At 40.5% G+C, this 21,513-nt stretch carries 27 protein-coding genes; 3 read left to right on the top strand and 24 right to left on the bottom strand.

Annotated elements, in window-relative coordinates; all coding sequences use genetic code 11:
• Positions 1-22: 22 nt before the first annotated feature.
• From SMSK597_RS11025 to SMSK597_RS10930, 20 genes are all read right to left on the bottom strand, one after another.
• Entirely contained in the window at positions 23-1,132 is a 1,110-nt protein-coding gene (locus SMSK597_RS11025; RefSeq protein ID WP_000522909.1) for an SPFH domain-containing protein, read from the bottom strand.
• A 12-nt stretch (positions 1,133-1,144) separates the two neighbouring features.
• Entirely contained in the window at positions 1,145-1,702 is a 558-nt protein-coding gene (locus SMSK597_RS11020) for a C1 domain-containing protein (RefSeq protein ID WP_000386261.1), read from the bottom strand.
• A 20-nt stretch (positions 1,703-1,722) separates the two neighbouring features.
• On the bottom strand, positions 1,723-2,226 hold the full coding sequence (locus SMSK597_RS11015) for a hypothetical protein (protein ID WP_001067004.1): 504 nt from the start codon (positions 2,224-2,226) through the stop codon (positions 1,723-1,725).
• A gap of 170 nt (positions 2,227-2,396) precedes the next feature.
• The gene (gene rbfA / locus SMSK597_RS11010) at positions 2,397-2,747 is read right to left on the bottom strand and encodes a 30S ribosome-binding factor RbfA (RefSeq protein WP_001273601.1); all 351 of its coding nucleotides are present in this window, start codon (positions 2,745-2,747) and stop codon (positions 2,397-2,399) included.
• A 251-nt stretch (positions 2,748-2,998) separates the two neighbouring features.
• Positions 2,999-5,809, bottom strand: a complete 2,811-nt coding sequence (infB, locus tag SMSK597_RS11005) for a translation initiation factor IF-2 (protein ID WP_000039185.1) — start codon at positions 5,807-5,809, stop codon at positions 2,999-3,001.
• Positions 5,810-5,825: 16 nt separating this feature from the next.
• On the bottom strand, positions 5,826-6,125 hold the full coding sequence (locus tag SMSK597_RS11000) for a YlxQ-related RNA-binding protein (protein ID WP_001041401.1): 300 nt from the start codon (positions 6,123-6,125) through the stop codon (positions 5,826-5,828).
• Positions 6,118-6,411 carry an RNase P modulator RnpM gene (rnpM, locus tag SMSK597_RS10995; protein WP_000857562.1) on the bottom strand — a complete coding sequence of 98 codons (294 nt, stop codon included), beginning with the start codon at positions 6,409-6,411 and terminating at the stop codon, positions 6,118-6,120. Before rnpM ends, SMSK597_RS11000 begins: the two co-directional genes overlap by 8 nt.
• A 21-nt stretch (positions 6,412-6,432) precedes the next feature.
• The gene (gene nusA, locus SMSK597_RS10990) at positions 6,433-7,569 is read right to left on the bottom strand and encodes a transcription termination factor NusA (protein ID WP_000032283.1); all 1,137 of its coding nucleotides are present in this window, start codon (positions 7,567-7,569) and stop codon (positions 6,433-6,435) included.
• Between the two features lie 43 nt (positions 7,570-7,612).
• A complete protein-coding gene (gene rimP, locus SMSK597_RS10985; RefSeq protein WP_000338688.1) occupies positions 7,613-8,092 on the bottom strand; it encodes a ribosome maturation factor RimP in 480 nt (159 codons plus the stop codon).
• Between the two features lie 126 nt (positions 8,093-8,218).
• Positions 8,219-8,854, bottom strand: a complete 636-nt coding sequence (gene trmB, locus SMSK597_RS10980) for a tRNA (guanosine(46)-N7)-methyltransferase TrmB (RefSeq protein WP_001266093.1) — start codon at positions 8,852-8,854, stop codon at positions 8,219-8,221.
• Positions 8,851-9,645: a cell cycle regulator CcrZ gene (gene ccrZ / locus SMSK597_RS10975; RefSeq protein ID WP_000363004.1), complete on the bottom strand. Its 795-nt coding sequence runs from the start codon at positions 9,643-9,645 to the stop codon at positions 8,851-8,853. Before ccrZ ends, trmB begins: the two co-directional genes overlap by 4 nt.
• Before the next feature lie 161 nt (positions 9,646-9,806).
• Complete coding sequence (locus SMSK597_RS10970) at positions 9,807-10,418, bottom strand: CPBP family intramembrane glutamic endopeptidase (protein ID WP_000394050.1); 612 nt, start codon at positions 10,416-10,418, stop codon at positions 9,807-9,809.
• Between the two features lie 65 nt (positions 10,419-10,483).
• Entirely contained in the window at positions 10,484-10,693 is a 210-nt protein-coding gene (gene blpZ / locus SMSK597_RS10965) for an immunity protein BlpZ (protein WP_000276516.1), read from the bottom strand.
• A 41-nt stretch (positions 10,694-10,734) separates the two neighbouring features.
• On the bottom strand, positions 10,735-11,424 hold the full coding sequence (locus SMSK597_RS10960) for a CPBP family intramembrane glutamic endopeptidase (RefSeq protein ID WP_000716527.1): 690 nt from the start codon (positions 11,422-11,424) through the stop codon (positions 10,735-10,737).
• Between the two features lie 63 nt (positions 11,425-11,487).
• Complete coding sequence (locus SMSK597_RS10955; RefSeq protein ID WP_000877393.1) at positions 11,488-11,871, bottom strand: hypothetical protein; 384 nt, start codon at positions 11,869-11,871, stop codon at positions 11,488-11,490.
• Positions 11,872-11,953: 82 nt separating this feature from the next.
• Complete coding sequence (locus SMSK597_RS10950) at positions 11,954-12,358, bottom strand: hypothetical protein (RefSeq protein ID WP_000642960.1); 405 nt, start codon at positions 12,356-12,358, stop codon at positions 11,954-11,956.
• Between the two features lie 452 nt (positions 12,359-12,810).
• The gene (locus tag SMSK597_RS14115; protein WP_001171824.1) at positions 12,811-13,014 is read right to left on the bottom strand and encodes a hypothetical protein; all 204 of its coding nucleotides are present in this window, start codon (positions 13,012-13,014) and stop codon (positions 12,811-12,813) included.
• 205 nt (positions 13,015-13,219) lie between these two features.
• Entirely contained in the window at positions 13,220-13,576 is a 357-nt protein-coding gene (locus SMSK597_RS10940; RefSeq protein ID WP_001036312.1) for a hypothetical protein, read from the bottom strand.
• 68 nt (positions 13,577-13,644) lie between these two features.
• Positions 13,645-14,994, bottom strand: coding sequence for a sensor histidine kinase (locus tag SMSK597_RS10935; protein ID WP_004269600.1), 1,350 nt, complete (start codon positions 14,992-14,994; stop codon positions 13,645-13,647).
• 13 nt (positions 14,995-15,007) lie between these two features.
• The gene (locus tag SMSK597_RS10930; RefSeq protein WP_001219149.1) at positions 15,008-15,745 is read right to left on the bottom strand and encodes a response regulator transcription factor; all 738 of its coding nucleotides are present in this window, start codon (positions 15,743-15,745) and stop codon (positions 15,008-15,010) included.
• Positions 15,746-16,040: 295 nt separating this feature from the next.
• Between SMSK597_RS10930 and SMSK597_RS10925 the strand changes: the two genes are divergently transcribed.
• Complete coding sequence (locus SMSK597_RS10925) at positions 16,041-16,370, top strand: hypothetical protein (protein ID WP_000132588.1); 330 nt, start codon at positions 16,041-16,043, stop codon at positions 16,368-16,370.
• Between the two features lie 61 nt (positions 16,371-16,431).
• Here SMSK597_RS10925 and SMSK597_RS10920 read toward each other — a convergent pair whose 3' ends face one another.
• Complete coding sequence (locus tag SMSK597_RS10920) at positions 16,432-17,481, bottom strand: ABC transporter permease (RefSeq protein WP_000653778.1); 1,050 nt, start codon at positions 17,479-17,481, stop codon at positions 16,432-16,434.
• Positions 17,478-18,209: an ABC transporter ATP-binding protein gene (locus tag SMSK597_RS10915; RefSeq protein ID WP_000889961.1), complete on the bottom strand. Its 732-nt coding sequence runs from the start codon at positions 18,207-18,209 to the stop codon at positions 17,478-17,480. Before SMSK597_RS10915 ends, SMSK597_RS10920 begins: the two co-directional genes overlap by 4 nt.
• A 67-nt stretch (positions 18,210-18,276) precedes the next feature.
• Between SMSK597_RS10915 and SMSK597_RS10910 the strand changes: the two genes are divergently transcribed.
• Together SMSK597_RS10910 and SMSK597_RS10905 are read left to right on the top strand one after the other, a co-directional pair.
• Positions 18,277-18,687, top strand: a complete 411-nt coding sequence (locus tag SMSK597_RS10910) for an HIT family protein (protein WP_001278330.1) — start codon at positions 18,277-18,279, stop codon at positions 18,685-18,687.
• Between the two features lie 9 nt (positions 18,688-18,696).
• Positions 18,697-18,984, top strand: coding sequence for a hypothetical protein (locus SMSK597_RS10905; RefSeq protein ID WP_000777754.1), 288 nt, complete (start codon positions 18,697-18,699; stop codon positions 18,982-18,984).
• Positions 18,985-19,263: 279 nt separating this feature from the next.
• Here the strand turns inward: SMSK597_RS10905 and dnaJ are convergent, their stop codons facing one another.
• The gene (gene dnaJ / locus SMSK597_RS10900; RefSeq protein ID WP_004269598.1) at positions 19,264-20,403 is read right to left on the bottom strand and encodes a molecular chaperone DnaJ; all 1,140 of its coding nucleotides are present in this window, start codon (positions 20,401-20,403) and stop codon (positions 19,264-19,266) included.
• Positions 20,404-20,673: 270 nt separating this feature from the next.
• Entirely contained in the window at positions 20,674-21,306 is a 633-nt protein-coding gene (locus tag SMSK597_RS10895; protein WP_000756340.1) for a DJ-1/PfpI family protein, read from the bottom strand.
• Positions 21,307-21,513: the final 207 nt, after the last annotated feature.

The following is a 21,513-nucleotide window of genomic DNA, read 5'->3' as shown; positions in this document are numbered from 1 at the left end:
CTATGAACTTTCGAGCTTCATCTTATAAATCCATAATTTCTTTTTTCTTTCGATCAAATTCTTCCTGGGATAATATCCCTGCATCTAAAAGAGATTTTAGTTTTGTAAGTGCTTCGATTTGCTCATCTAATGATAGATTTGGTTTCATGGCTTTTTCATCTAAACCTTGTGCCATATTCATACCAAAAATCATCCCTGCACCATCACCTAGACCATGTTGCTCCACTCCTGATGCAATTTTTTGTTGTGCTGCAATATTAGAGGCTTTCTGCGATACATCATCATAAGCTTTTAAATTCATCTTATTTGATGAAAATTGTTTAACCAGTTCCTTAGATTCTGGTGAGAACTCAATATTAGCAATGGCAACTTTTACAATCTCAAATCCAAAACGTTCTTTCCAAGTCCCTGCATACTGTCCATCATTTGATACTTGTTCTGCAAGAACTGAAGCTTGTGACGGCAATTGTGAAATACGATAAGTTGTTGACAAAGAATTAAGTGCAACAATAAAAGATTGAAGAAATTCTGTTACTATTTGTGATCTAGCTTGAGCACTATCAAAGGTATAATAAGTCACATTGGCAGGAAGAAAGTTTCTGATAAATTGCTTAGCATCTGTAATTTGGATAGAAAATGTTCCAAAAGCACGTACTTCTAAATCTGTCCCATAAAACAAATCATTATACATGACTGGACCGCGAGTCCCAAATTTAATATCACGAATTTCTCTCAAATTAACAAAGCAAATCTGTTTTTGCTGATCACTTTGACCACCGAATCCAACACGATTAACAACATTGTCAAACAGTGACTTTTTCAATCCATCACCGTTAAAAACACTGCTCTCACCATTTTGGTATTCATATCCACCTGGTTCTGTAATAATTTCCTCGATACCAGACTGACTAAAGATAAAGGCAGCCGTATTTTCTGGAATAAAAATCTTGGATCCGTTCGAAATAACACCTACAGATCCCTTCGTATTGACACCCCTACCATTATTACTTTCTTGAACAATACCTGGACTTACAGCTGTATGTTCATCAAAAGCATGAACTGTGATAATTTCTTTCCACTGATCTGCAAATGTCCCACCAATAGAATCTGTGATTGCTTTTATCAACCCCATTTAATTGCCCCCTTATAAACTTTGTTCCATATCACAATAGGCACATCTTACTGTTTGCTTTACTTGACCTGACAAAGGTGCTCCACAAAAGCTACACTTGGTTGAAATCTTTTCTGGCTCTGCATCCTTAATCCCAAGCCCTGCTTTAAAAGTGTCAAATGTATCCTTAAATGTTTCTGCTAAAACATCTGCTCCAAACAAGCTACTATCTCCCAAGGTTTCAAAATTACTTGTATCACCTGAAATCAATTTAATAATGTTCCTAGCCCACTTGTCAGTATCCTTAGTATTATTAAATGAAAAGATAGCTTGTCCGCCATTATAATAAATTTCCAGCCGTTTCACACCATTGGTTTTGGTTACTGAAACTTGAGGTTTCCCTTCAAAAATTTTAATCTGGTTAATGGGTATGGTAACCTGATCTTTTTTTCCTCCCCATAAACCTTTTTTGATATATATTAAGTGTAGATTCGTTAAAATTAATTCATCTGTAGACAAACCAGTTTTCCCAAAACTCACATGGTCACTATTCATAACCATATATTCATGTGGCAATAATTGATAATCCATATCGAACTCCACTCTTCCTATCAAAGACTAGCTTTCCACTGCTCCACTTGTTCATGTAGATTATCACGATAATCTTTTAGAGTCTTAATCACTTCTTCTTTTCCTTGAATCGGTGCTTTCTTTAGCGGACCATATTGTTTTTTCAAATCTTCCATTTCTTTTTTAGTGCTATCTTTTAGTTCTTGAATAGCAGCGCTATCTTCTAAAACAGTTCCTTTAAAGGCTTCGTCTGCTTCTGTATAGTAATTATCGATTATTTTCTCATTCATAATCAAGTAATCTTCATAGGTTCTTATAGACTCAATTGTCGTATCACTAACATCTTGTGGATTGAAATCGCTTGAACTGAGTTTTTCTTTTGCTTTGGCAAACAACCCTTTCTTTTCAGAACTACTAGATGAAGCTTCTGTTTGATTCTCACTAGAAGAGCTACTTGTTTTTTCAGAAAGAGAACTACAAGCAACTAGAGTAGAGACGGAAAGACATAGCAAAGCTAAACGACAAACTTTTTTTACATTATTCATTGATAGAATCTCCTTTATTTATGAAATCATCATATCATATTTCCTAAAAAAAAAAAGCATTTTCTGATTAGCTAACATTAAAAAATATAGAATCCCTTTTTTAAAAGAATATTTTTCCATTTCAAATTCCACCTATTTCCTCCACCAAAAAAGAGGGTTGTCCCTCTTCTTTAGTTCTTATCCAGATTGCGTAGCATTTCGTCAATCTTGTTTCCATACTCGATGGACTCGTCTTTGACGAAGGTCAAATCTGGGATTTTGTACAATTTCAAATTGCGACCAAGTTCACGTTTGATGGTACCAGTTGCTTTTTCAAGCCCGATTTGGGCTTTTTGGTTATCCGAAGCAAGGTTACTCAAAATGGTGTAGTAAACCTTGGCTACAGACAAGTCACCTAGCATCTGAACATCTGTGATGGTCACGCCTTGAACACGCGGATCACGGACTTTCTTTTGCAAAATCTCATTGACTTCACGCTTGATTTCCATGCCCACACGGTCCGTACGGAAATGATTTGCCATGATATTCCTTTCTCTACTTTGAACCAAAAGCTAGGCCAGCAGACCTAGCTATTTTTAAATTTATTGATTTTCATTTCAAATTGGAACGAAGTTCAATTTGAAATCATCTGCTTCTTTCGCCGTGGTGAAAGTGATGGAACTGATTTATCAGTCCCATCACAGGGGATTTTTGAGACTCTAGGCTCAAAAATAAGCACTGAAACCATCGGTTTGCTTGCGTCCCTCACCACCTAAGAAAGGAGCAAAAAATCTTATCTCTTAATTTCTTCCATGACATAGGCCTCAATCACATCATCAGTCTTGATATCATTGTAGCCATCGATCATCAATCCACCTTCACGGCCGTTTGTCACTTCTTTCACGTCGTCTTTGTAGTGTTTCAAGCTTGCGAGTTCGCCGTCATAGATAACGACACCGTCACGAATAACACGGACTTTTGAGTCACGGGTAACCTTACCGTTGATAACCATGAATCCACCGATAGTTCCCACTTTAGACACCTTGAAGGTTTCACGAATAACTGCTTCACCGATAACTTTTTCTTCGAATTCTGGATCAAGCATCCCTTTCATGGCTTCTTCCATCTCTTCGATAACCTTGTAGATAATGCTGTGGAGACGGATTTCCACATCGTCAGCTTCAGCTTGTTGACGAGCTTGTGGTGTAGGGCGTACGTTGAAACCAACGATAAAGGCATTTGAAGCTTCCGCAAGTGTTACGTCAGATTCATTGATGGCACCAACCGCTGAGTGGACGATGGTAACTTTAACACCTTCCACATCGATCTTTTGAAGTGAGGCAGAAAGGGCTTCAACTGAACCTTGTACGTCGGCCTTGATGATAACGTTAACTGATTTGAGTTCACCAGCTTTAAGGGTATCAAAGAGGTTTTCAAGGCTGACACGTTGGGTAGCTTGACGTTGTTTCATGAGGGCACGTTTGGCACGTTCTTCACCTGCTGCACGCGCAGATTTTTCATCTTCGTAAACGGCAAAGTGGTCACCTGCCATCGGCGCTTCGTTCAAACCTGTGATTGACACTGGTGTTGATGGGCCTGCTACCTTAACACGACGTCCAAGGTCATTGGTCATAGCACGGACACGACCGAAGGTATTTCCGACAACGATTGGGTCTTGAACATTCAAGGTACCTTGTTGTACAAGAAGGGTTGCGACCGCACCTTTTCCTTTATCCAAGCGCGCTTCGATAACTGTACCGATCGCACGCACTGTTGGGTCTGCCTTGAGTTCTTGGATTTCAGCCACAAGAAGGACTGTTTCCAACAATTCTTCGATATTTTGGTTGAATTTAGCTGAAATTTCAACAAATTCAGAATCTCCACCCCAAGCAGTTGACATAACACCATGCTCTGCCAATTCACCGATAACACGTTCTGGGTTAGCACCTGGTTTATCAATCTTGTTAATGGCTACGATGATTGGAACGTTGGCCGCTTTTGAGTGGTTAATGGCTTCGATAGTCTGAGGCATAACCCCGTCATCTGCCGCTACGACCAAGATCGTAATATCGGTAACAGAAGCACCACGCGCACGCATAGATGTAAAGGCCGCGTGTCCTGGTGTATCAAGGAAGGTAATCTTCTTGCCATTTTCCACGATTTGGTAGGCACCGATATGCTGAGTGATACCACCTGCTTCACCTGTCGCAACACGAGAGTTACGAAGGGTATCTAGGAGTGTTGTTTTACCGTGGTCAACGTGTCCCATGATAGTTACAACTGGTGGACGCTCAACCAATTCATCTTCATTGAGATAACCATCTTCGACAAAGAAACGTTCGATGTCGGCATTATCCACTTCAACTTTTTGTTTGGCTTCGATACCATAATCTACCATGAGGAGTTCGATGGTTTCTCCATCCAAGGATTGGTTCTGTGTGGCCATGACACCCATCATAAAGAGTTTCTTAACGATTTCAGCTGGTTCACGTTTGATACGTTTTGCGATTTCCGCAACGGTCATACCATCTGTATACTCAAATTCTGTTGGCAATTCATGGAATTTACGCTCTGTAACAGGTTTTGGAGTCTGATTACGGTTGTTCTTGTTATTGCCTTTTTTGTTCTTTTTGTTGTTATTCCAGTTACTATTCTTTTGATTTCTCACTTGATTTTGACTACTTCGATTCTTTTGTTGTTTTCTAGGACCATCTTCTTCATGATCATAATCGTCACGATTTTTGTCTGGTCGAGCTTGTTTTTTACGACGTGTATCCACTGCAGGTTCTGTTTTCTCAGGGACGACTTCAACCACTGCTTGAACTTGCTGTTCTTGTTGCGCTTGTTGGGCTTGTTCAGCTAACTTAGCCACTTCTTCAAAGATTTCCTCTGGCTCCTTGCGTTTGTTAGCTTGGGCCAAGGCTTCTTTGGCAGCCTGAGTCTGCTTGAAACGTTCCTCACTTGAACGGGCATATTCTGCATTTTGCTCTGCTTTTAGGGCTGCTGCACGGGCTTTAAAGTCAATACGTGGAGTCGCTTGATTTGAACGTTTGTCCTCTTGTTGACGGCGCTCGTTTCCACGATTTTGCTGACCTTGCTGTTTCTTAGCTTGGTCATTAAAGCGACGATTGTCGCGGTTGCCTTGACCTTGTTTTCCGCCATTACGACCGTCGTTTTTCTGACGGTTGCCGTTTTGTTGTTGGTCACGGTTATTGCCTTTATTTTGCTTGCGTCGTTCTGCCTGCTCTTTGGCACGGGCTTCACGCTCAGCCTTGAAATTACGACTTTGCGGTTTAGCTGCTACTTTTTCTGCCTTCGGAGCAACTGGCTCAGCCGGTTTTGCCTCTTCCTTAGCTACAGCTGGTTTAGCTGGCTCAGATTTTTCGGCTTTCTTTTCTGCACTTGCTTTTGGGGCTGCAGGTTTTGCTTCTGCTTTCGGAGCAGCTGCAGGCTTAAAGCTGGCAGCGATTTTTGCAGCGACAGCTTCTTCCACACTTGATGAGTGGCTTTTCACATCCAAGCCCAACTCTTTTGCACGCGCTACAACTTCTTTACTTTCTTTTCCAAGTTCTTTTGCGATTTCGTACAATCTTTTCTTAGACAAATCATGTCCTCCTCTTCTATTCCATAAGAGACCTCATTTTCTTTGTAAATCCAGCATCTGTTACAGCCAAAACCTTTCTCGATTTTCCGACTGCTATGCTTAATTCCAGTGTTGAAAACACGGTTACAATTTCTACTTGATAATAATGACTTTTATCTTGAATCTTCTTGGTCAGATTGGGTCCAGCATCATGGGCTAGAAAGACCAACTTGGCCTTGCCATCTTGAATGGACTTGACCACCAATTCTTCACCCGATATAATCCGCCCTGCTCGCTGAGCAAGTCCCAAGAGATTGCTTATCTTTTGCTTATTCAAGTCCTAACTCTCTTCTTTTCACTTTGTGATCCACATAAGCGATCAACTCGTCATAAAAGCTTTCTTCCACTTCCATGCTAAAGCTACGGTTAAAGACCTTCTTCTTTTTCGCCTCTAAGGCTTCTGCATTGTCTAGCTTGATATAAGCGCCGCGGCCATTGGCCTTGCCTGTCGGATCAATAAAGACTTGCCCTTCCTTGTTCTTGACAATGCGGAGCAAATCCCGCTTATCAATCACTTCATTGGACACAACAGACTTGCGCAAAGGGATTTTTCTCGTTTTCATTTTTCCCTCCTCTAGCAGCTTTTATTCTTCTACAGTATCGTTTTCTGCTTCCAAATCTACCGAAGCAGCTTCTTCCATGGCTTCAAATTCACTAGCAGACTTGATATCGATACGGTAACCAGTCAAGTGAGCTGCCAAGCGAACGTTTTGTCCACGACGACCAATGGCAAGAGAAAGCTTGTTATCAGGAACAACCACCAAGGCACGTTTGCTGTCGTTTTCGTCAAAGATAACTTGATCAACTTCAGCAGGAGCGATGGCATTGTAGATAAATTCAGCTGGATCTGCTACCCACTCGATAACGTCGATATTTTCTTCAATTGGCACCATACGGTCGCTCTTAGCATCGTAACGAGCTGGGTGGAATTTACTAGTAATCTTCTTGATATTCGCTCCACCACGTCCAACGATTGTACCGATAGCGTCCACGTTTGGATTGTGGCTACGAACGGCAACCTTCGTACGGTCACCAGCTTCACGAGCCACGCTCATGATTTCAACAGTTCCATCATAAACTTCTGGAATTTCTTGCTCCATCAAACGTTTGATCATTTCTGGATGGCTACGGCTAACAAAGACGTTGACACCGCGAGGGTTGTCTTCAACCTTGTAGACATAAACTTCGATACGATCGTGGGAAGCAAAAACTTCTCCAGGAATTTGGTCTTGTTTTGACAATTGGGCTTCGATGCTGCCGAGGTTGACATAGATAAAGCGGTTGTCAAAGCGTTCTACTGTACCAGACATGATTTCTTGCTCATGTTCTTTGTAAGTATTGTAAGTGATGGCACGTGTTTGCTTGCGCATTTTTTCCATGATGGTTTGTTTGGCAGATTGAGCTGCTACACGACCAAACTCAGCAGGTGCTTCTTCAAACTTGATTTTGTCACCAAGTTCATAGGCTGAATTAATGGCAAGAGCATCTTTCAAGCTGATTTCCAAACGGCTATCAAATACTTCATCAACCACTTCACGGACAGTATAAACGGTAAAGTCACCTGTTTTTTCGTTGAAGTCAATAGCTACGCTGTCTGATTGACCATAGCGTCTGCGATAAGCGGAACGAAGCGATTCTACTACTGCGTCGATGATGTCTTCTTTTTTGATTCCCTTGTCTTCTTCCAAAATACGGAAGGCCTCTAGCATTTCTTTACTCATGTTTTCTTCACTTTTGAATCCTCAAAAGCTATCCTTTCTTTTTCTATAATTTAACTGCTAAACGTGCTTTTGATACTAAACTGTATGGAATTTGGACGGTTTTCTTACGCGTTTTGTCCATATATTCCATAGTCAACTCTTCCTCTTCGAAGGCCAACAAGGTTCCTTCAAAGACCTTTTGCTTATCGATGGCTTGGTAGAGCCCGACATGGATGTATTTCCCAACCGCTCCAGCAACGGCATCCTTTGTTTTCAAAGGACGTTCCAAGCCTGGACTGGTGATTTCTAGGAAATATTGTTCTGGGAAGGGATCTGGCTTGATGGTGTCTAGGACAGGACTGATCATTTCTGTCAAGTCTGCCGTGTCGTTCAAGGTAATTCCTTCAGGTTTATCTACAAAAATACTGAGAATCATGTCACTGCCAATCTTTCCATACTCGATATCCACGAGTTCGAAAGGAGCTTCTATGACAGGTTCTACAACTTCTCTGACTAATTCTACGATTGTTGCGATTGCGTCCACCTCCTCATAAGCAAGAGGCGAAGATATTTCCCCGCCTCACTTTCTTATATTCTTACCTTTAGTATAGCACGTTTGCCAACTTATGTAAAGCAAAAGCACTTATACAGCCTGATTTCAGGCTATTTCTTAAAATTCTGCCTCAACTCGATAGATAACTTGCCCCTTGTTGGAGAATTTTTGCTCGTATTCTGTCATGACATTGCCTTCAAAATCACTGGCATGTAAGTCTAGACAGACACCATTGAGCTTCATGCCATACTGAGAAAAACTCACTAGGCTGTACTCAAACAAGCCACGGTTATCCGTCTTGAAATGAATTTCACCATTTTCAGGCAAGATACGCTTGAAGGTATCCAAGAAGGTCTTGTAGGTCAACCGACGCTTTTCATGGCGTTTTTTAGGCCAAGGATCTGAAAAATTCAGATACAAGCGATCAATCTCACCGTCTTCAAAGTAGTCAGTCAAGTCAGAACCATCTACCCACAAGAGCTTGATGTTCGGTACTCCAACTTCAAGCACCTTGTCCAAAGCGTAGCTCAAAACAGACTTTTGAATATCAATCCCGATATAGTTGATGTCAGGGTTTTGCTTAGCCATACCTGAAACAAAGGCACCCTTTCCACTTCCAACTTCCACATGAATGGGGTTGTCATTGCCAAACAAGTCCCGCCATTTCCCCTTGGCTTCCAAGGGATTGAGGACCACATACTGGGGATTTGCCTCTAGTAATTCTGTCGCCCCTTTACGATTTCTAACTCTCATCTTCTCTTTCCATACTTGTCTCGGAAGTGACGCAAGCCATGAATCTCCCGATTGACATTTTCTAAATCTTGGTTCATATAATACTTGGAAATCTGGCTCAAGTAAGACAATTGACCGTACCAATACAATTTACTTAATACCGTTTGATTGTACTTGTAACCGTAGTAGGTCAACCATTCCTTCCACTGATGTTCTGGAATATAATGGCAGAGCATATGGGCCACATCCAACATGCGGTCGGTCAAGCGAACCGAATCCCAATCTACCAAATAAATCAAGCCACTATCTGTCTCAATCCAATTACTATGTCGTACATCTCCATGGACAATGGTCGCATGGTCCTCTCTAAATCCTGGAATAGTCTGACGTAAATCAGCCATCACTTCACTGATAAAATGATTTTTACGCAAAGCATCTGGAGCCGTTTCCTGCCAAGACTGTAGTAAATCTACAGGTGTTTCCATGGCATAGCCCAAACGACTCAACTGTGTCATCAACGGACGTGAGCGATGAAGACGGGTTAAAATATTGACGATTTGCTTACGATTCATATCATAGGGGGTCAATATCTTGCCTGTCAACCATTCTTGAGCACACATATCACGCCCATCTGCCAAACGGCGACTCCATAATAATTGTGGAGCAATTTGTTCTCTAGCTAGACCAGGTAGGATTGGAGAGGTGTTCATTTTTACAAAGATGCGCTTTCCATCAGGATAGCTACCCATATAAGCCTTGCCACTTTTCCCAGGTATGGGAGTCAGTGTTAGCTCATTATCACCCAAATCCATTTCTTTCCTCCGTATAAAGTTTCCTTACTATTCTACTAGTTTTTGCCCTATTCGTCAACCGCTCCACACCCGATTCTCAAAGAAAAGCCTCTGGATTGGCTTGAGTATCATTATAGAAAGAAAAAGGTAAGCACAATCTCCTACTTACCTTTTCATAATTTTTATAAATAATATAAGAGTGGCCAACTGTTGTAAAACATGTGGACTAGAGTAGAAACCCATAGGTTTTGGCTCTTTTTATAAGCAAAGCCCAGCAACAAGCCCCCAAGTAGATAAAAAATAAACGAAGGGACATTAGAAGGTCCATGTATGAAAGAAAAGAGAGAGGAAGTTAGCACAAGCCCTAACCAAGAGTTGTCAAAAACCGCACCTTGAAGAAGTCCTCTGAAAATGAGTTCCTCCTGGATGGGGCCAAAAACTGAGGAAGTCAAAATCAAAGACAGAGAAATTCCTCTGCTGACTTCCGCCAAGTGTTGAACTCCTGCGCCAGAAGAAACAGCGAAGAAATGAATATAAACCAGCGTCTCAAGTACACTTAGAAGAAAGATTGCAGTGAAAAGCAAAAGTTGTTTCTTGCTTAACATCCCAAAAGAAATCATATCAAACTTTCTAGCATAAGCAACACTCAGCGAGGTTACTAGAAGACTTACAATAATCAATTCAGATTCATTTTGAAAAAAATCCCCGTGGTTAATCGTATAAGGAACTGTAATGACGATTAGTAGTACTAAAAATCCAAAGCACAAGGCATGAAATTTATCAAAAAACTCCATAAAACTATCCTCCCCACCAAACTTCCCTACACGTCATTCTTTAGTTCTAGCCTTTCCAAAACAAATCATTTGAGTAACCAAAATCCGACCACATAACCACCCCCTAAAAAGATAGCCATTAAAGATAGCATGGGGTTTAGGAAATAAAAGGCCATAACAGATACAAAGGTTAGCACAAAAACATTAAAGGTAATGGTGTCAGAAGCCAAGACCAGAATATAAGGAGTCAACCAGTCTAAGGTTTTGGAATCTAGGAAAAATAAGTGTTTATACATGGTAACCTCCTCTATGGCTGAAAAGCAAGACTTTTGTTTTTTTACCCCAAGACCCTATGTAAAAAAGTGAGCAAAAATGGTAAGTTTGCGATGATATTATTAACAATATGAATCGAATAAGAAGGATAGATACTCTTCGTATAACGTGTTAGACAGGCAAATAGACAGCCCACTGCCGTATAGACAAGAATATCTGCGAAACTTGGCAAGCTAGAAAAGTGGGGCAAGGCAAATAAGAATGACGGAAAGAGAAGATCCAGCCCCCACCTCGAATTCTTAAAGAAGGCATGTTGAAGCAGTCCTCTACACACCAATTCTTCCATCAGAGGTCCTAGTACGATTAAGGTTAGGTAAACACCAAACTCCGCAAAATTGGTCTCACTATAGGCAATAAACAAATTCCAACCTTCGTTCGTCCCCTGAACGTGTTTAGCTGTCAGATAGTTAAAACAGATAAGCACAACAGCTGCTAACACCGTCAGGACGGAATAGCTCAACCACTTTTTTCTAGGGATACGAAAGAGATAAGCATGGCCCGACCTAACCAAAATCCAAATCATCAAGCAGATAAAGAGAAGGCTGATGATGTTTCGAATCCAGATAATATTTCCTACCCAAGACGAGAACTCCCAATAATTGCTCCAAAATTGGGTCGTCCAAGACAGTCCGAAAAACAGAAACAAATAAGAAAGAATTGCACTCGTTTTGAAAAGAATAGGGTGTTTTTTCATAGAATTCCTCCTACTATCTACAAGACAGGATGGCTCGCCTTGTCAGGCTCTATTACTGCAAGATTAAGAAGACAGCTTGTTCTTTTTAAGGCTAACCTGACTACTAGATAATAGATACATTAAGGCATTAAAGACAATGAAAATATGTCCATAGAATAAAATCAACCTCGCATCCAAACCAAGATAAAGTTTGACCATCAAAAAGATGAGCAAAAGAATTTGAAACCATAAGGTTTTTCCAAAAATAAATTTAAAGCGGTTTCGAATGTCTACTTCCTTGATTTTTACCGCCACCCCTTTATTAGCAAGAAGGAAAATGCCTGCTTCAAATAATCCACTGTAGAGAACAAGCCACCCAATCGATACATTAGAGATTTGTAAAAATGTCCCTAAAAGAATATTCAACACACTACTCAAGAAAATAACAAGAAATAATCTATATTTCATTTTAAATACCTCCATTCACTTATTTCACGGACAGTTTAATAGAGCCTTCTAATCAAAGATTCTGTCAGAAGAAGAAGGCAAGCTACTTTTTATAATACTTCAAGCCCCAAATGAGCAAAAGCATGATAAGCAAGCAGAGAATAGCGCCAATATAGGCAATTAGTTGTTGGTAAGATTCTCCTGCTGTGATACCTCTATACAAACAAATGATAGACATAAAACCTGTCAAACCGATATACATAAGTTGATTGGTTCTAGGACTAACCAAATCATCATCTTCAAACTCTCTTATCCTCATCTCCCTAGTGAGGTAAACAGTAACCAAAATAGAGGCCAAGTTAATAACCACTAAAAGAAATTGGAAAACCAATGAAAAATTTAAAAACTGACGAGATAGAAATAGATAAGTAGAGACAAGCAAGGGCAACTGACCTAGGAACAATCTCGTAAGGAAGATGTTCCGTTTTTTAGCAAGAAAAGCTTTCATTTCTTTGCTCCTTTCTTTTTAGTTAAAGCAAAATAGATCACAACCGCAATCATATAGGCTATGGTATAAAATAGATGATACCAAATACTCTCCCTAAGCGGATAAAGAAGGGTAGACATGATCAGATATAGAACGAAAATAATCAGTATTTTTTTCTTCATAAAATTTCCTCCTAAATGTATGCTTTATCTTAGTTTAGCTACAACCTTTACACTGCTAGTATAGCACTCATTTTATCCTTGGAACACTCACATCATAAATGGTCATCAAAACATCTTGAATTGTAAAAAATTAAAAAAGCAAGCATGGAAAACATACTTGCCATTTACACCATATTGATACCAACTTAATTTGTAGATTTTTTATCCTGCTATCACATATCATTTTAACAGGCGAAACAATATTAAAGAAACTCCCCTGTAGATTAAACTAGCGATAAAAAATCTCTTTATCTAATTAGATCTATCTTTATTCTTCTTTGGAGATTTTAAAAATTTTTCCCTAATTAAAGAAGTAATAAAAGAAACAAACATACCAACAACAAAAACAATAAGAAAACTTTTGAAATCCATAATTACCTCCAAGTACAGCTCCTCTACATACAAGCTCAAGCCTTTAAGCAACCATAATAGCCAATTGTAACGTTGTTTTTGCATTCACGAGGAATACCTCTTTTTACTTTCGTCCTATTACAACCTTAATAAGGCTAGTATACTACTATTTTTTAAAATTTTCCATCCAAATCACAAACGGTCATCAAAACATCTTGAATTGTTAAAAATAAAAAAAGCAAGCATGAAAAACATACTTGCCCTGGGGAACTTGACAATGTGAAAATACAAAATAGAAAACTACTCACCCTCACTTCCGTATGTTCTCATATATTCTCATGATCGCAACAAGGATAGCAGCTGTTCCACTTGCCAAAGCGATAAGGGTAATGATAATGTTGAGAATTTCAGGCGTACTCCCTATTCTGTTGACAAGACGGAGTAGAGATATAACTGCCAACTGAATCAGGAGTATTGATTCTACTCTTATCAATGAAGTCAGTTGGTTTTCAACTGCATATAAAAAGACTGGTAACATAACACAGGCTATAGCAATCACAAACAGGTTGCTCCCTGTTCCTTCTCCCTTATTCACCACGGAAATCATGAGAAGATTCGATGCTATAATCAACGTAGAACAGATGATAAAAAAGGATTTCTTATTCATATAGGGTACCTCATATACTATGGCATTTTAATTGATGACTACAGGCGGTACTTCTTTCCACAGATCTTCTAATCATCAACTGACATCGAGTGAACTGTTAAAACCTGACGAAAGACTTGATTTTGACAGGTGGTATTTAGACTGGTATTAGGATGGCTTTCCACAATTTTCATAACAGTATAGAGACCAACTCCTCTCTCTTCCCCTTTAGAACTGGCTCCAAAGGAGAAAATCTCAGAAATATCTATGCCCTCTTCTTTGATGGAATTTTCAATGATAAAGGTCTCCTGTGCTCCATTTTTTAAAAAGGCGATTGAAACATGAGGTTGACTGGCCTCTGCACTGGCTTCAATAGCATTGTCACAAAGGATGGACACAATGGTTAGAAAATCAAGTAGACTCATCCCCTCGACCTGAATCTCCTCAGGAACTTCGACATTAAAGACAATCTTCTTATCTCTAGCTTTTAGAAATTTCCCTGCTAGAAGACTTTTGAGGGCACGGTCCCGAATATTTACCAATCTGCCAAGGTCATATTTGTTGTCCTGCAATTTCTGACTAGAATCCTTTAAGACCGAGTCGTAGACCTCTTTTATCTGCTCCATATCCTCCTCTTCAATGCCCAGACGTAAACTGGTCAAGAGGTTGGTGTAGTCATGGCGAAAACTCCGGACTTCCTTGTAAAGTTCCTCTATATGCCGACTATAGCGTTCCATATCTCTGTAGCGCAAGGCCTGTTCTTGGTCCAATCTCTCATGGAGTTTGTCCTTCAAATAGGTATCTAGCTTCTTGATAATACCCATAAAAAAGAGTAGGTAAAAGACTAGGATGAGATGGCGAACAGTCGTTGATTGAATACCTTGTTCATATTCAAAGAAAGACAGACTTTGCATCACTAGATAGTAAGCCCCCATTATCCAGTTAATCGTAGTCAGGGACTTTTGAAAACCTTTATCGAGAGTCTCCCTTCTCAAACTAGTAAAATCATAGTCTAACCATTTCAAAAAGGCTAGAGAAATAAAGCAAATGAAAATTTTTATACATAACCAAATAAAAGAGCGGTCATCATACACATGCCCTTGCCCCAAAAATGGAATCACAAAATAGGAGACTACCCTGAAAAAAAGATTCACCAACATCATTGGGAAGAGACCATAAAAGAAGAGTAGTTTTTTAGGAAGCCCTCTTAACAATAAGAAAGATAAACCAATGCCGTACAAGGGTTCCATAAAATAAGTTAGGTAAGTATTTCCTACTATATAGCTAATCGTTACAAAAACAACTGCTAAAAGTAGCTTAAAAAGAAAGGACTTAAAAACTCTCTCCAGAGTTAGAACAATTCCATCCACCTTAAAAAATATAAACAATTCCAATCCAGATATCAAAAACACATATACTATCTTCCAAACTAATTCCATTCCAGCACCTCACTCAATGTAAGTTATTGATGGCCTCAGACACTTCTCTGACCTTATAACGCGCAATCAGACAGCTTCCCCCATTGGGAAAGAAAAGGAGTTTCTCTTTCTTATCCAAACGAACTACATTGGCAGGATTAATGAGAAAAGAGCGATGGCACTGCAAGAGACGGGGCTCCTGCTTGAAAACCTCCTCCAAACTCGCTGTAAATTCCAACCTGTCTGTCTTGGTATAGAGAATAACACGATGGGCTCTGGGCGACGTTTCGAGATAGTAGACCTCTTTAAAAGGATACTGGAATTGAGCAAATTTTGATTTAAAGTAAAAGCAATCTTCCGCCAGACTTTTACTATCCTGACTATTGGCATAGAGGAGGGCTGTCTCGATCCGAGATTCAAACTCCTCTGCCGAAAGGGCCTTATCAATGTAGTCCAAAGCTGACACCTGGTAGCGAAAGGACAGGGGCATAAACTCCGAGTGAGTCGTCACAAAGACGATGAGAGCATAAGGATCCCTATCCCGAATCTTTCTAGCCACTTCCAGACCCTTCATCTCCTCATTTCGAATCTCAATATCCAAAAAGAATAGATGATGGGCCCCCTTCTCATGCACTTCAGCCAGCAGTTGCTCTGGTTTGCCAAAAACTTCAAAAGAGCTGGGAGTGATGTGATGTTCTTTCAAGAGTTTCTCAATGGTCGTTTCAATCCTAGTCTGTTGGGAAAAATCATCTTCTAAAACAAATATTCTCATCTTCTTACTCTCCTTGTTTCGATTTCTTCCTAAAAAGAGAATAGCAAAAATACTATGATACAAGCCAACCAAATCCTAAACAGGCCTTTAATGCTCCTGAAGGGTAGCTTGTTCCTCAAATAAGCATGATAATCTTACCACTATTTTATCATAAAATCTTAACAGTACCATTCAGGAAATTTCAAGGACAATTAAAGATTTTATGGTTGAAAAGGAGATAAAAGTGATAGACTGACAGTATCAAAACACAGTTGCTAGAAACAAGACTAGCACCCAGATTAGAGGAGGAATTCTCATGACAGATACAGACCCTATCAAAAGAGCTCAAACCTTGATTACTGACTTAAACAAAACCTACCAAGCATGCAAACAGGCAAGCGCTGACGACGTCCGCTTTCAGGAGCAATTAGACTCTATTCTTGGTTTTCTAGCCAAGGCTGAGACAGTGGATAATCGAGTCTTGATTGAATTGGAAAAATTTTACCAGACTTCCAGTCTTCTCATGGGACTCAGCGCTCTTGATCCAGATGCTCCTACTCGTGCCGCTTGGCGGGCCTATGACCGCTTCCACTTTGACCAAGTCAAGACCAAGTTGAGCCTCTACGGTCCAACCATTATCCTGTAGAAAATAAAAGAAGTTGAGACAAACTGAACTCAACTTCTTTTTTAATATCATATAAGCAAGATTAATCCTGCATCTGACGTTTTACCTGATAAGGCAAATACAAGGCTTGTAAAACCAAACCAGCTCCCAGTAAGGCTAGAAGGGCTAGTTTTTCTTGGAAGGTAATCAACCCAACAACTAATTCCACAAGTAAAACAAAACTGGTCAATCCTCGGACTACCGCCTGCAAGCCTTTTTCCTTTTGACCCTTGTCCAGTGGAAAAAGTTGAGTCAAATACTGGTAGTCAAAGGCGTGATAGAGGGCCAGCAACTGAAAGAGCAAGAGGTAGTTAAAGAGAACCACCACTGCTGTCGCAATCCAAGCTTGCTCGATAAAAACCTGCGCCAGCAAGGAAAGCAAGAGCAGACGAAGACTGAGAGCAAAGAGGTCTCCATTTCGCAAATAAGAACGCAGATAGAGATTTTGCCAAATCTTTCCAGGCACCTTCTGAACAACCTTTAGGATAAAGTCCAGATAAGCACGACGCTTGACGCGGTTTGAAATTCCCTTGACCTGCGTAAAAAGTGCAAAGAAACGAAGCAAGACTTGCTTGCGCTTGCTTTCTTGAGAAATAACATAGTCCCAGTTCAGTCCAGTTGCAGTGAAAAATTCGCTGGCCTTTTGACGAAAGAGGAAATATTTACCTACTCCCAATAAAAGCACATAGACCAGAAAAACAGGCAAGCCATAACCCATGGCTAAAAATAAGGGCGCAAATAACAGCAATAAAAGGGTCTGCACAAAGAGCCAAAAGGCTAGAGAAATGCCAGTTTGACGCTGGAGATGGAGCTTGATTTCCTCTTCTCCGACCAAGAGAAAGAGCTTGTCTGGAGCCTCCATATAGGTGGCAATTCCTCCCCAAAGCAACAGTAAAACAGACGTAATTCCTACAAACAAAAGGATAGGCCAATGATTTTCAGGAAAATGCTGCAAGAGTTGACTGTACTGGTAGGCTAAAAAACCCAGCAAGACAAGCAGGAACAAGACAAAGTGGTCATTGAGAACATAGCGCAAATAACCAAGACACTCCTTACGAAAAGCCTGCTTTCTCTTTAAAAACAAGTCTTTCATAGCTCCTCCTCTTTGGTCAGAGCCAAGTAAATATCATTCAGACTAGCCTCAGGCATGTCAAAGGCTTCGCGCAGTTGCAGGAGATTACCTTTGGCACGCACCTCTCCCTTGTGAAGAATGACAAAGGCATCACACATCTTCTCCGCCGAATCCAGCACGTGGGTACTCATGAGAATAGACTTGCCCTTTTGCTTCTCCACTTCCAAAAGCTGAATCAAATCAGAAATAGCCAGCGGATCAAGACCAAGGAAAGGCTCATCCACGATGAAAAGACTTGGATCCACCACAAAAGCACAGATAATCATGACTTTCTGCTTCATCCCTTTTGAAAAATGAACAGGGAACCAGTCCAATTTCTGCTCCAGACGGAACATTTTTAACAAGGGTTCTACTCGATCAAAAGCCACTTTCTGCTCAATACCATAAGCCATAGCAACCGTTTCGATATGCTCTCTGAGAGTCAATTCCTCATACAGGCTAGGTGTCTCAGGAATGTAGCCAATTTGCTTACGGTAACTTGTCGCATCTTCTTGCAGGGTCAGGCTATTGATATTGATGGAGCCACTATAAGGTGTCAACAGACCGATAATTTCATTGATAGTCGTCGATTTCCCAGCACCATTGAGACCAATCAAACCAACCAACTGCCCACTTTCAACAGTAAAAGATACATCTTTCAAGACAGGGACATGGACATAGCCACCTGTCAGGTTTTTAATTTCTAACATATTTTCTCCAAATCTGGTATAATGTAGCTATATTATATCAAAATTCAATACAGTAGAGGTAGATTTTATGTCAGATTGCATTTTTTGTAAAATCATCGCAGGGAAAATTCCTGCTTCAAAAGTATATGAAGATGAGCAGGTTCTTGCCTTTCTGGATATTTCTCAAGTGACACCAGGACACACCTTAGTCGTGCCAAAGGAACACTATCGCAATCTTTTGGAAATGGATGCTACTAGCGCCAGCCAACTCTTTGCCCAAGTACCAAAAGTAGCTCAAAAAGTCATGAAAGCTACCAAGGCTGCTGGTATGAATATCATTGCCAACTGTGAAGAAATCGCAGGGCAAACAGTCTTCCATACCCACGTTCACCTTGTGCCTCGCTACAGTGCGGACGATAACCTCAAGATTGATTTTATCGCCCACGAACCAGACTTTGACAAACTTGCTCAAGTCGCTGAAACCATCAAAAATGCCTAAGGAGTTGCTATGAAATTATCCAACCTACTGCTATTTGCAGGAGCTGCAGCCGGAAGTTATCTGGTCACAAAAAATCGCCAAACCATCACAGATGAAGTCTTGAATACCACTGACCGCGTTCAAGCTATCAAGGACGATGTGGATATTATCCAAAACAGCCTGCAAATCATCGACCAGCAAAAAGAACTCATCAAGGAATACCAAGAAGACCTGACTTACAAGTTTAAGGTCTTGGAAAAAGATATCCAGACTAGACTAGCTGTGATTAAAGAAACACAGGAAATCGAAGATAAGTAAAAAGAGCCCAACGGCTCTTTTTTAAAAGGTAAACAAGTTATATCCCATCAACTATACATCATAATTTAGGCAACTCATTCACCATTTCATAACTAAATCGAAAACTTTCCGCCGTAATGAAAACACCTGAAACAGTTTGGTTTCAGATGTTCGGAAACTTTGAGACCTAGGCTCAAAGTTTAGGTATGGAACTTCGAAGAAGATCGCTACCGTCCGTCATCACTTAAGAAAAGTCTTAAAAAATCTATAAACAAAAAGAGCCCGACGGCTCTTTTTGCTTTATTCTCCTTCAAAGGCATCTTTAATATGGTCAAAGAAGCCCTTTTTCTTTGGATTGACTTTTAAATCACCTGCAGCTGCGAATTCTTTAAGCGCTGCTTTTTGGCGGTCGTTCAAGCCTGTCGGTGTTACGACATTAACAGTAACGTATTGGTCACCAACTGCACCGCCACGAAGACTCGGAGCTCCTTTGCCACGTAGACGGAATTTCTTACCAGTCTGAGTTCCCTCTGGGATAACCAATTCAACATCACCGTGAACCGTTGGGATATCTACTGTGTCACCAAGAGCTGCTTGGACAAAGTTGAGGTTGAGATTGTAGAAGATAGTCGTTCCTTCACGTTCAAACTTGTCGCTAGCTTCCACAGAAACCACTACATACAAGTCACCATAAGGTCCACCGTTAAATCCTGCTTCACCCTGACCAGCTAAGCGAATTTGTTGACCAGTTTCCACACCAGCAGGAATTTTGACATGTACGCTATGCGCTTGTTTTTCATGCCCTGTTCCGTGACAAGTGGTACATGGATCTTTGATTTCTTTTCCGCGACCGTGACAGGCATCACAGGTTACTTGGCGACGCATCATACCAAGCGGAGTCTGCGTATCGACATTAATGACACCAGCGCCATGACAGCGTCCACAAGTGACTGGACTGGTTCCTGGCTTAGCACCTGAGCCATTACATGTACGACAGCTTGCTTCACGGTTGTATTTAACTTCTTTTTCAGCTCCAAAAATAGCTTCTTCAAAGGTCAAGTTCACACGATACTGGAGGTCATCCCCTTGGCGAGGAGCATTTGGATTGCGTGAAGCACCGCCTCCGCCGAAGAAACTTGAGAAAATGTCCTCAAAACCACCGAAGCCACCTGCCCCATTGAAACCGCCAGCTCCACCACCGAAGCCTCCAAATCCACCATTGGCGCCTGCAGCACCATATTGGTCATAGGCAGCCCGTTTTTGGTCGTCACTCAAAGTCTCATAGGCTTCCTGAACTTCCTTGTACTTTTCCTCAGCACCAGGCTCCTTGTTGATATCTGGGTGGTATTTTTTCGAAAGCTTACGATAAGCCTTTTTGATCTCGTCTGCCGAAGCGTTTTTTGACACCCCCAGACGATCATAAAATTCAGTATTGTTCATAATTCAAGATACAAAGGGCGTCAAACGGACACAGCCATCTAGGGATTTTGACGACGGACGCTTGCGTCCTAGAAAAAACTATCTTTTTGGCACAGTCCGTAGCCCGTGTTCAATTCCCTGAACACCCTTGTTCCTTTCTGTTATTGTTACGGAACGAAACCACCATTTAGGTCGGGTTCAATTCCTTTCTGTTATATTTAGTAAGAAATTTGGGAACCCGTGTTCAGTTACGAACACCCTTGTTCCTTTCTATAATTTTCATGTAAATCTTTAGAGGTTGTTTTCTATACTCTGCTTCACTTGATTAAACTCTTCATCTGATAGAGTAAATATCAAATCCTCTTCAGCATACTCGTTCTGTTCTTTAAAATAGTTGTCCGTATTCTCTGCCAACCCTAAACCGAAAATCACTTTTCTTGCAAACTCTTGATGTGCAAAACCGATAGCCGTAATGATTTGTTTATCTTGGACAAGAACTTTCGGTTGGAAATTCTCACGTGGAAGAAATTCAAAATAGTCAAAGAAGTTTTGCCAAATTCCACCTGTAAATTTCGTGTCGTTCAACAAGCCTGCTTTCGCCAATAAAAGGGGCGCTGAGGAAATGGCTGCAATTAGGATATCTTGCTCAGCAAGACTTCTCAAAAACGAAATCAATTTCTCATCTTGTAGAGCAGGACCTATATTTACCATTCCTGGCAAAATCACACAAGAATAATCTTCTATACGGATCTGATCCAATGTTTTCGTCGGTTGACAGGGCAAACCATCCTCAGAGACCACCATCGAATTCTCAGAAGATACATAATCAATCGTGATATCAAAAGACAGAGCTAAAGTACTTGTTAAAGCGGTTATCTCATAAAGAGAAAAATTAGGATAAATGATACAAAGTACTTTTTTCATACACAACATCCTCTATTTTATCGAAAAACAGAGGCTGGGTTGCAACCTCTGGATTTCTTCCTATCATTACGACGTTCGAGTTTTAAAAATCAAACTAGTAATGCTAAATCGAGCACTCCCTAACCTCTTGGTGAAAAAGACAAATCTTCCTAGAAACTAAAGTTTCTGCGTCAGATTTCCTATTTTCACTGTGAGGTTTTAACGGGC

Source organism: Streptococcus mitis SK597, from assembly GCF_000148545.1.
In the GTDB taxonomy this organism is placed as follows: domain Bacteria; phylum Bacillota; class Bacilli; order Lactobacillales; family Streptococcaceae; genus Streptococcus; species Streptococcus mitis_C.
Note: the sequence above shows the minus strand (reverse complement) of the source record. Positions and strands in the feature narration are given on the sequence as shown.

Excerpts from the sequence above, each read along its gene's own strand:
- SMSK597_RS11025 (WP_000522909.1), bottom strand. The coding sequence starts at position 1,132 with ATGGGGTTGATAAAAGCAATCACAGATTCTATTGGTGGGACATTTGCA.
- SMSK597_RS11020 (WP_000386261.1), bottom strand. The coding sequence starts at position 1,702 with ATGGATTATCAATTATTGCCACATGAATATATGGTTATGAATAGTGAC.
- SMSK597_RS11015 (WP_001067004.1), bottom strand. The coding sequence starts at position 2,226 with ATGAATAATGTAAAAAAAGTTTGTCGTTTAGCTTTGCTATGTCTTTCC.
- rbfA (WP_001273601.1), bottom strand. The coding sequence starts at position 2,747 with ATGGCAAATCATTTCCGTACGGACCGTGTGGGCATGGAAATCAAGCGT.
- rnpM (WP_000857562.1), bottom strand. The coding sequence starts at position 6,411 with ATGAAAACGAGAAAAATCCCTTTGCGCAAGTCTGTTGTGTCCAATGAA.
- nusA (WP_000032283.1), bottom strand. The coding sequence starts at position 7,569 with ATGAGTAAAGAAATGCTAGAGGCCTTCCGTATTTTGGAAGAAGACAAG.
- trmB (WP_001266093.1), bottom strand. The coding sequence starts at position 8,854 with ATGAGAGTTAGAAATCGTAAAGGGGCGACAGAATTACTAGAGGCAAAT.
- ccrZ (WP_000363004.1), bottom strand. The coding sequence starts at position 9,645 with ATGGATTTGGGTGATAATGAGCTAACACTGACTCCCATACCTGGGAAA.
- SMSK597_RS10970 (WP_000394050.1), bottom strand. The coding sequence starts at position 10,418 with ATGGAGTTTTTTGATAAATTTCATGCCTTGTGCTTTGGATTTTTAGTA.
- blpZ (WP_000276516.1), bottom strand. The coding sequence starts at position 10,693 with ATGTATAAACACTTATTTTTCCTAGATTCCAAAACCTTAGACTGGTTG.
- SMSK597_RS10960 (WP_000716527.1), bottom strand. The coding sequence starts at position 11,424 with ATGAAAAAACACCCTATTCTTTTCAAAACGAGTGCAATTCTTTCTTAT.
- SMSK597_RS10955 (WP_000877393.1), bottom strand. The coding sequence starts at position 11,871 with ATGAAATATAGATTATTTCTTGTTATTTTCTTGAGTAGTGTGTTGAAT.
- SMSK597_RS10950 (WP_000642960.1), bottom strand. The coding sequence starts at position 12,358 with ATGAAAGCTTTTCTTGCTAAAAAACGGAACATCTTCCTTACGAGATTG.
- SMSK597_RS14115 (WP_001171824.1), bottom strand. The coding sequence starts at position 13,014 with ATGCAAAAACAACGTTACAATTGGCTATTATGGTTGCTTAAAGGCTTG.
- SMSK597_RS10940 (WP_001036312.1), bottom strand. The coding sequence starts at position 13,576 with ATGAATAAGAAATCCTTTTTTATCATCTGTTCTACGTTGATTATAGCA.
- SMSK597_RS10935 (WP_004269600.1), bottom strand. The coding sequence starts at position 14,994 with ATGGAATTAGTTTGGAAGATAGTATATGTGTTTTTGATATCTGGATTG.
- SMSK597_RS10930 (WP_001219149.1), bottom strand. The coding sequence starts at position 15,745 with ATGAGAATATTTGTTTTAGAAGATGATTTTTCCCAACAGACTAGGATT.
- SMSK597_RS10925 (WP_000132588.1), top strand. The coding sequence starts at position 16,041 with ATGACAGATACAGACCCTATCAAAAGAGCTCAAACCTTGATTACTGAC.
- SMSK597_RS10920 (WP_000653778.1), bottom strand. The coding sequence starts at position 17,481 with ATGAAAGACTTGTTTTTAAAGAGAAAGCAGGCTTTTCGTAAGGAGTGT.
- SMSK597_RS10915 (WP_000889961.1), bottom strand. The coding sequence starts at position 18,209 with ATGTTAGAAATTAAAAACCTGACAGGTGGCTATGTCCATGTCCCTGTC.
- SMSK597_RS10910 (WP_001278330.1), top strand. The coding sequence starts at position 18,277 with ATGTCAGATTGCATTTTTTGTAAAATCATCGCAGGGAAAATTCCTGCT.
- SMSK597_RS10905 (WP_000777754.1), top strand. The coding sequence starts at position 18,697 with ATGAAATTATCCAACCTACTGCTATTTGCAGGAGCTGCAGCCGGAAGT.
- dnaJ (WP_004269598.1), bottom strand. The coding sequence starts at position 20,403 with ATGAACAATACTGAATTTTATGATCGTCTGGGGGTGTCAAAAAACGCT.
- SMSK597_RS10895 (WP_000756340.1), bottom strand. The coding sequence starts at position 21,306 with ATGAAAAAAGTACTTTGTATCATTTATCCTAATTTTTCTCTTTATGAG.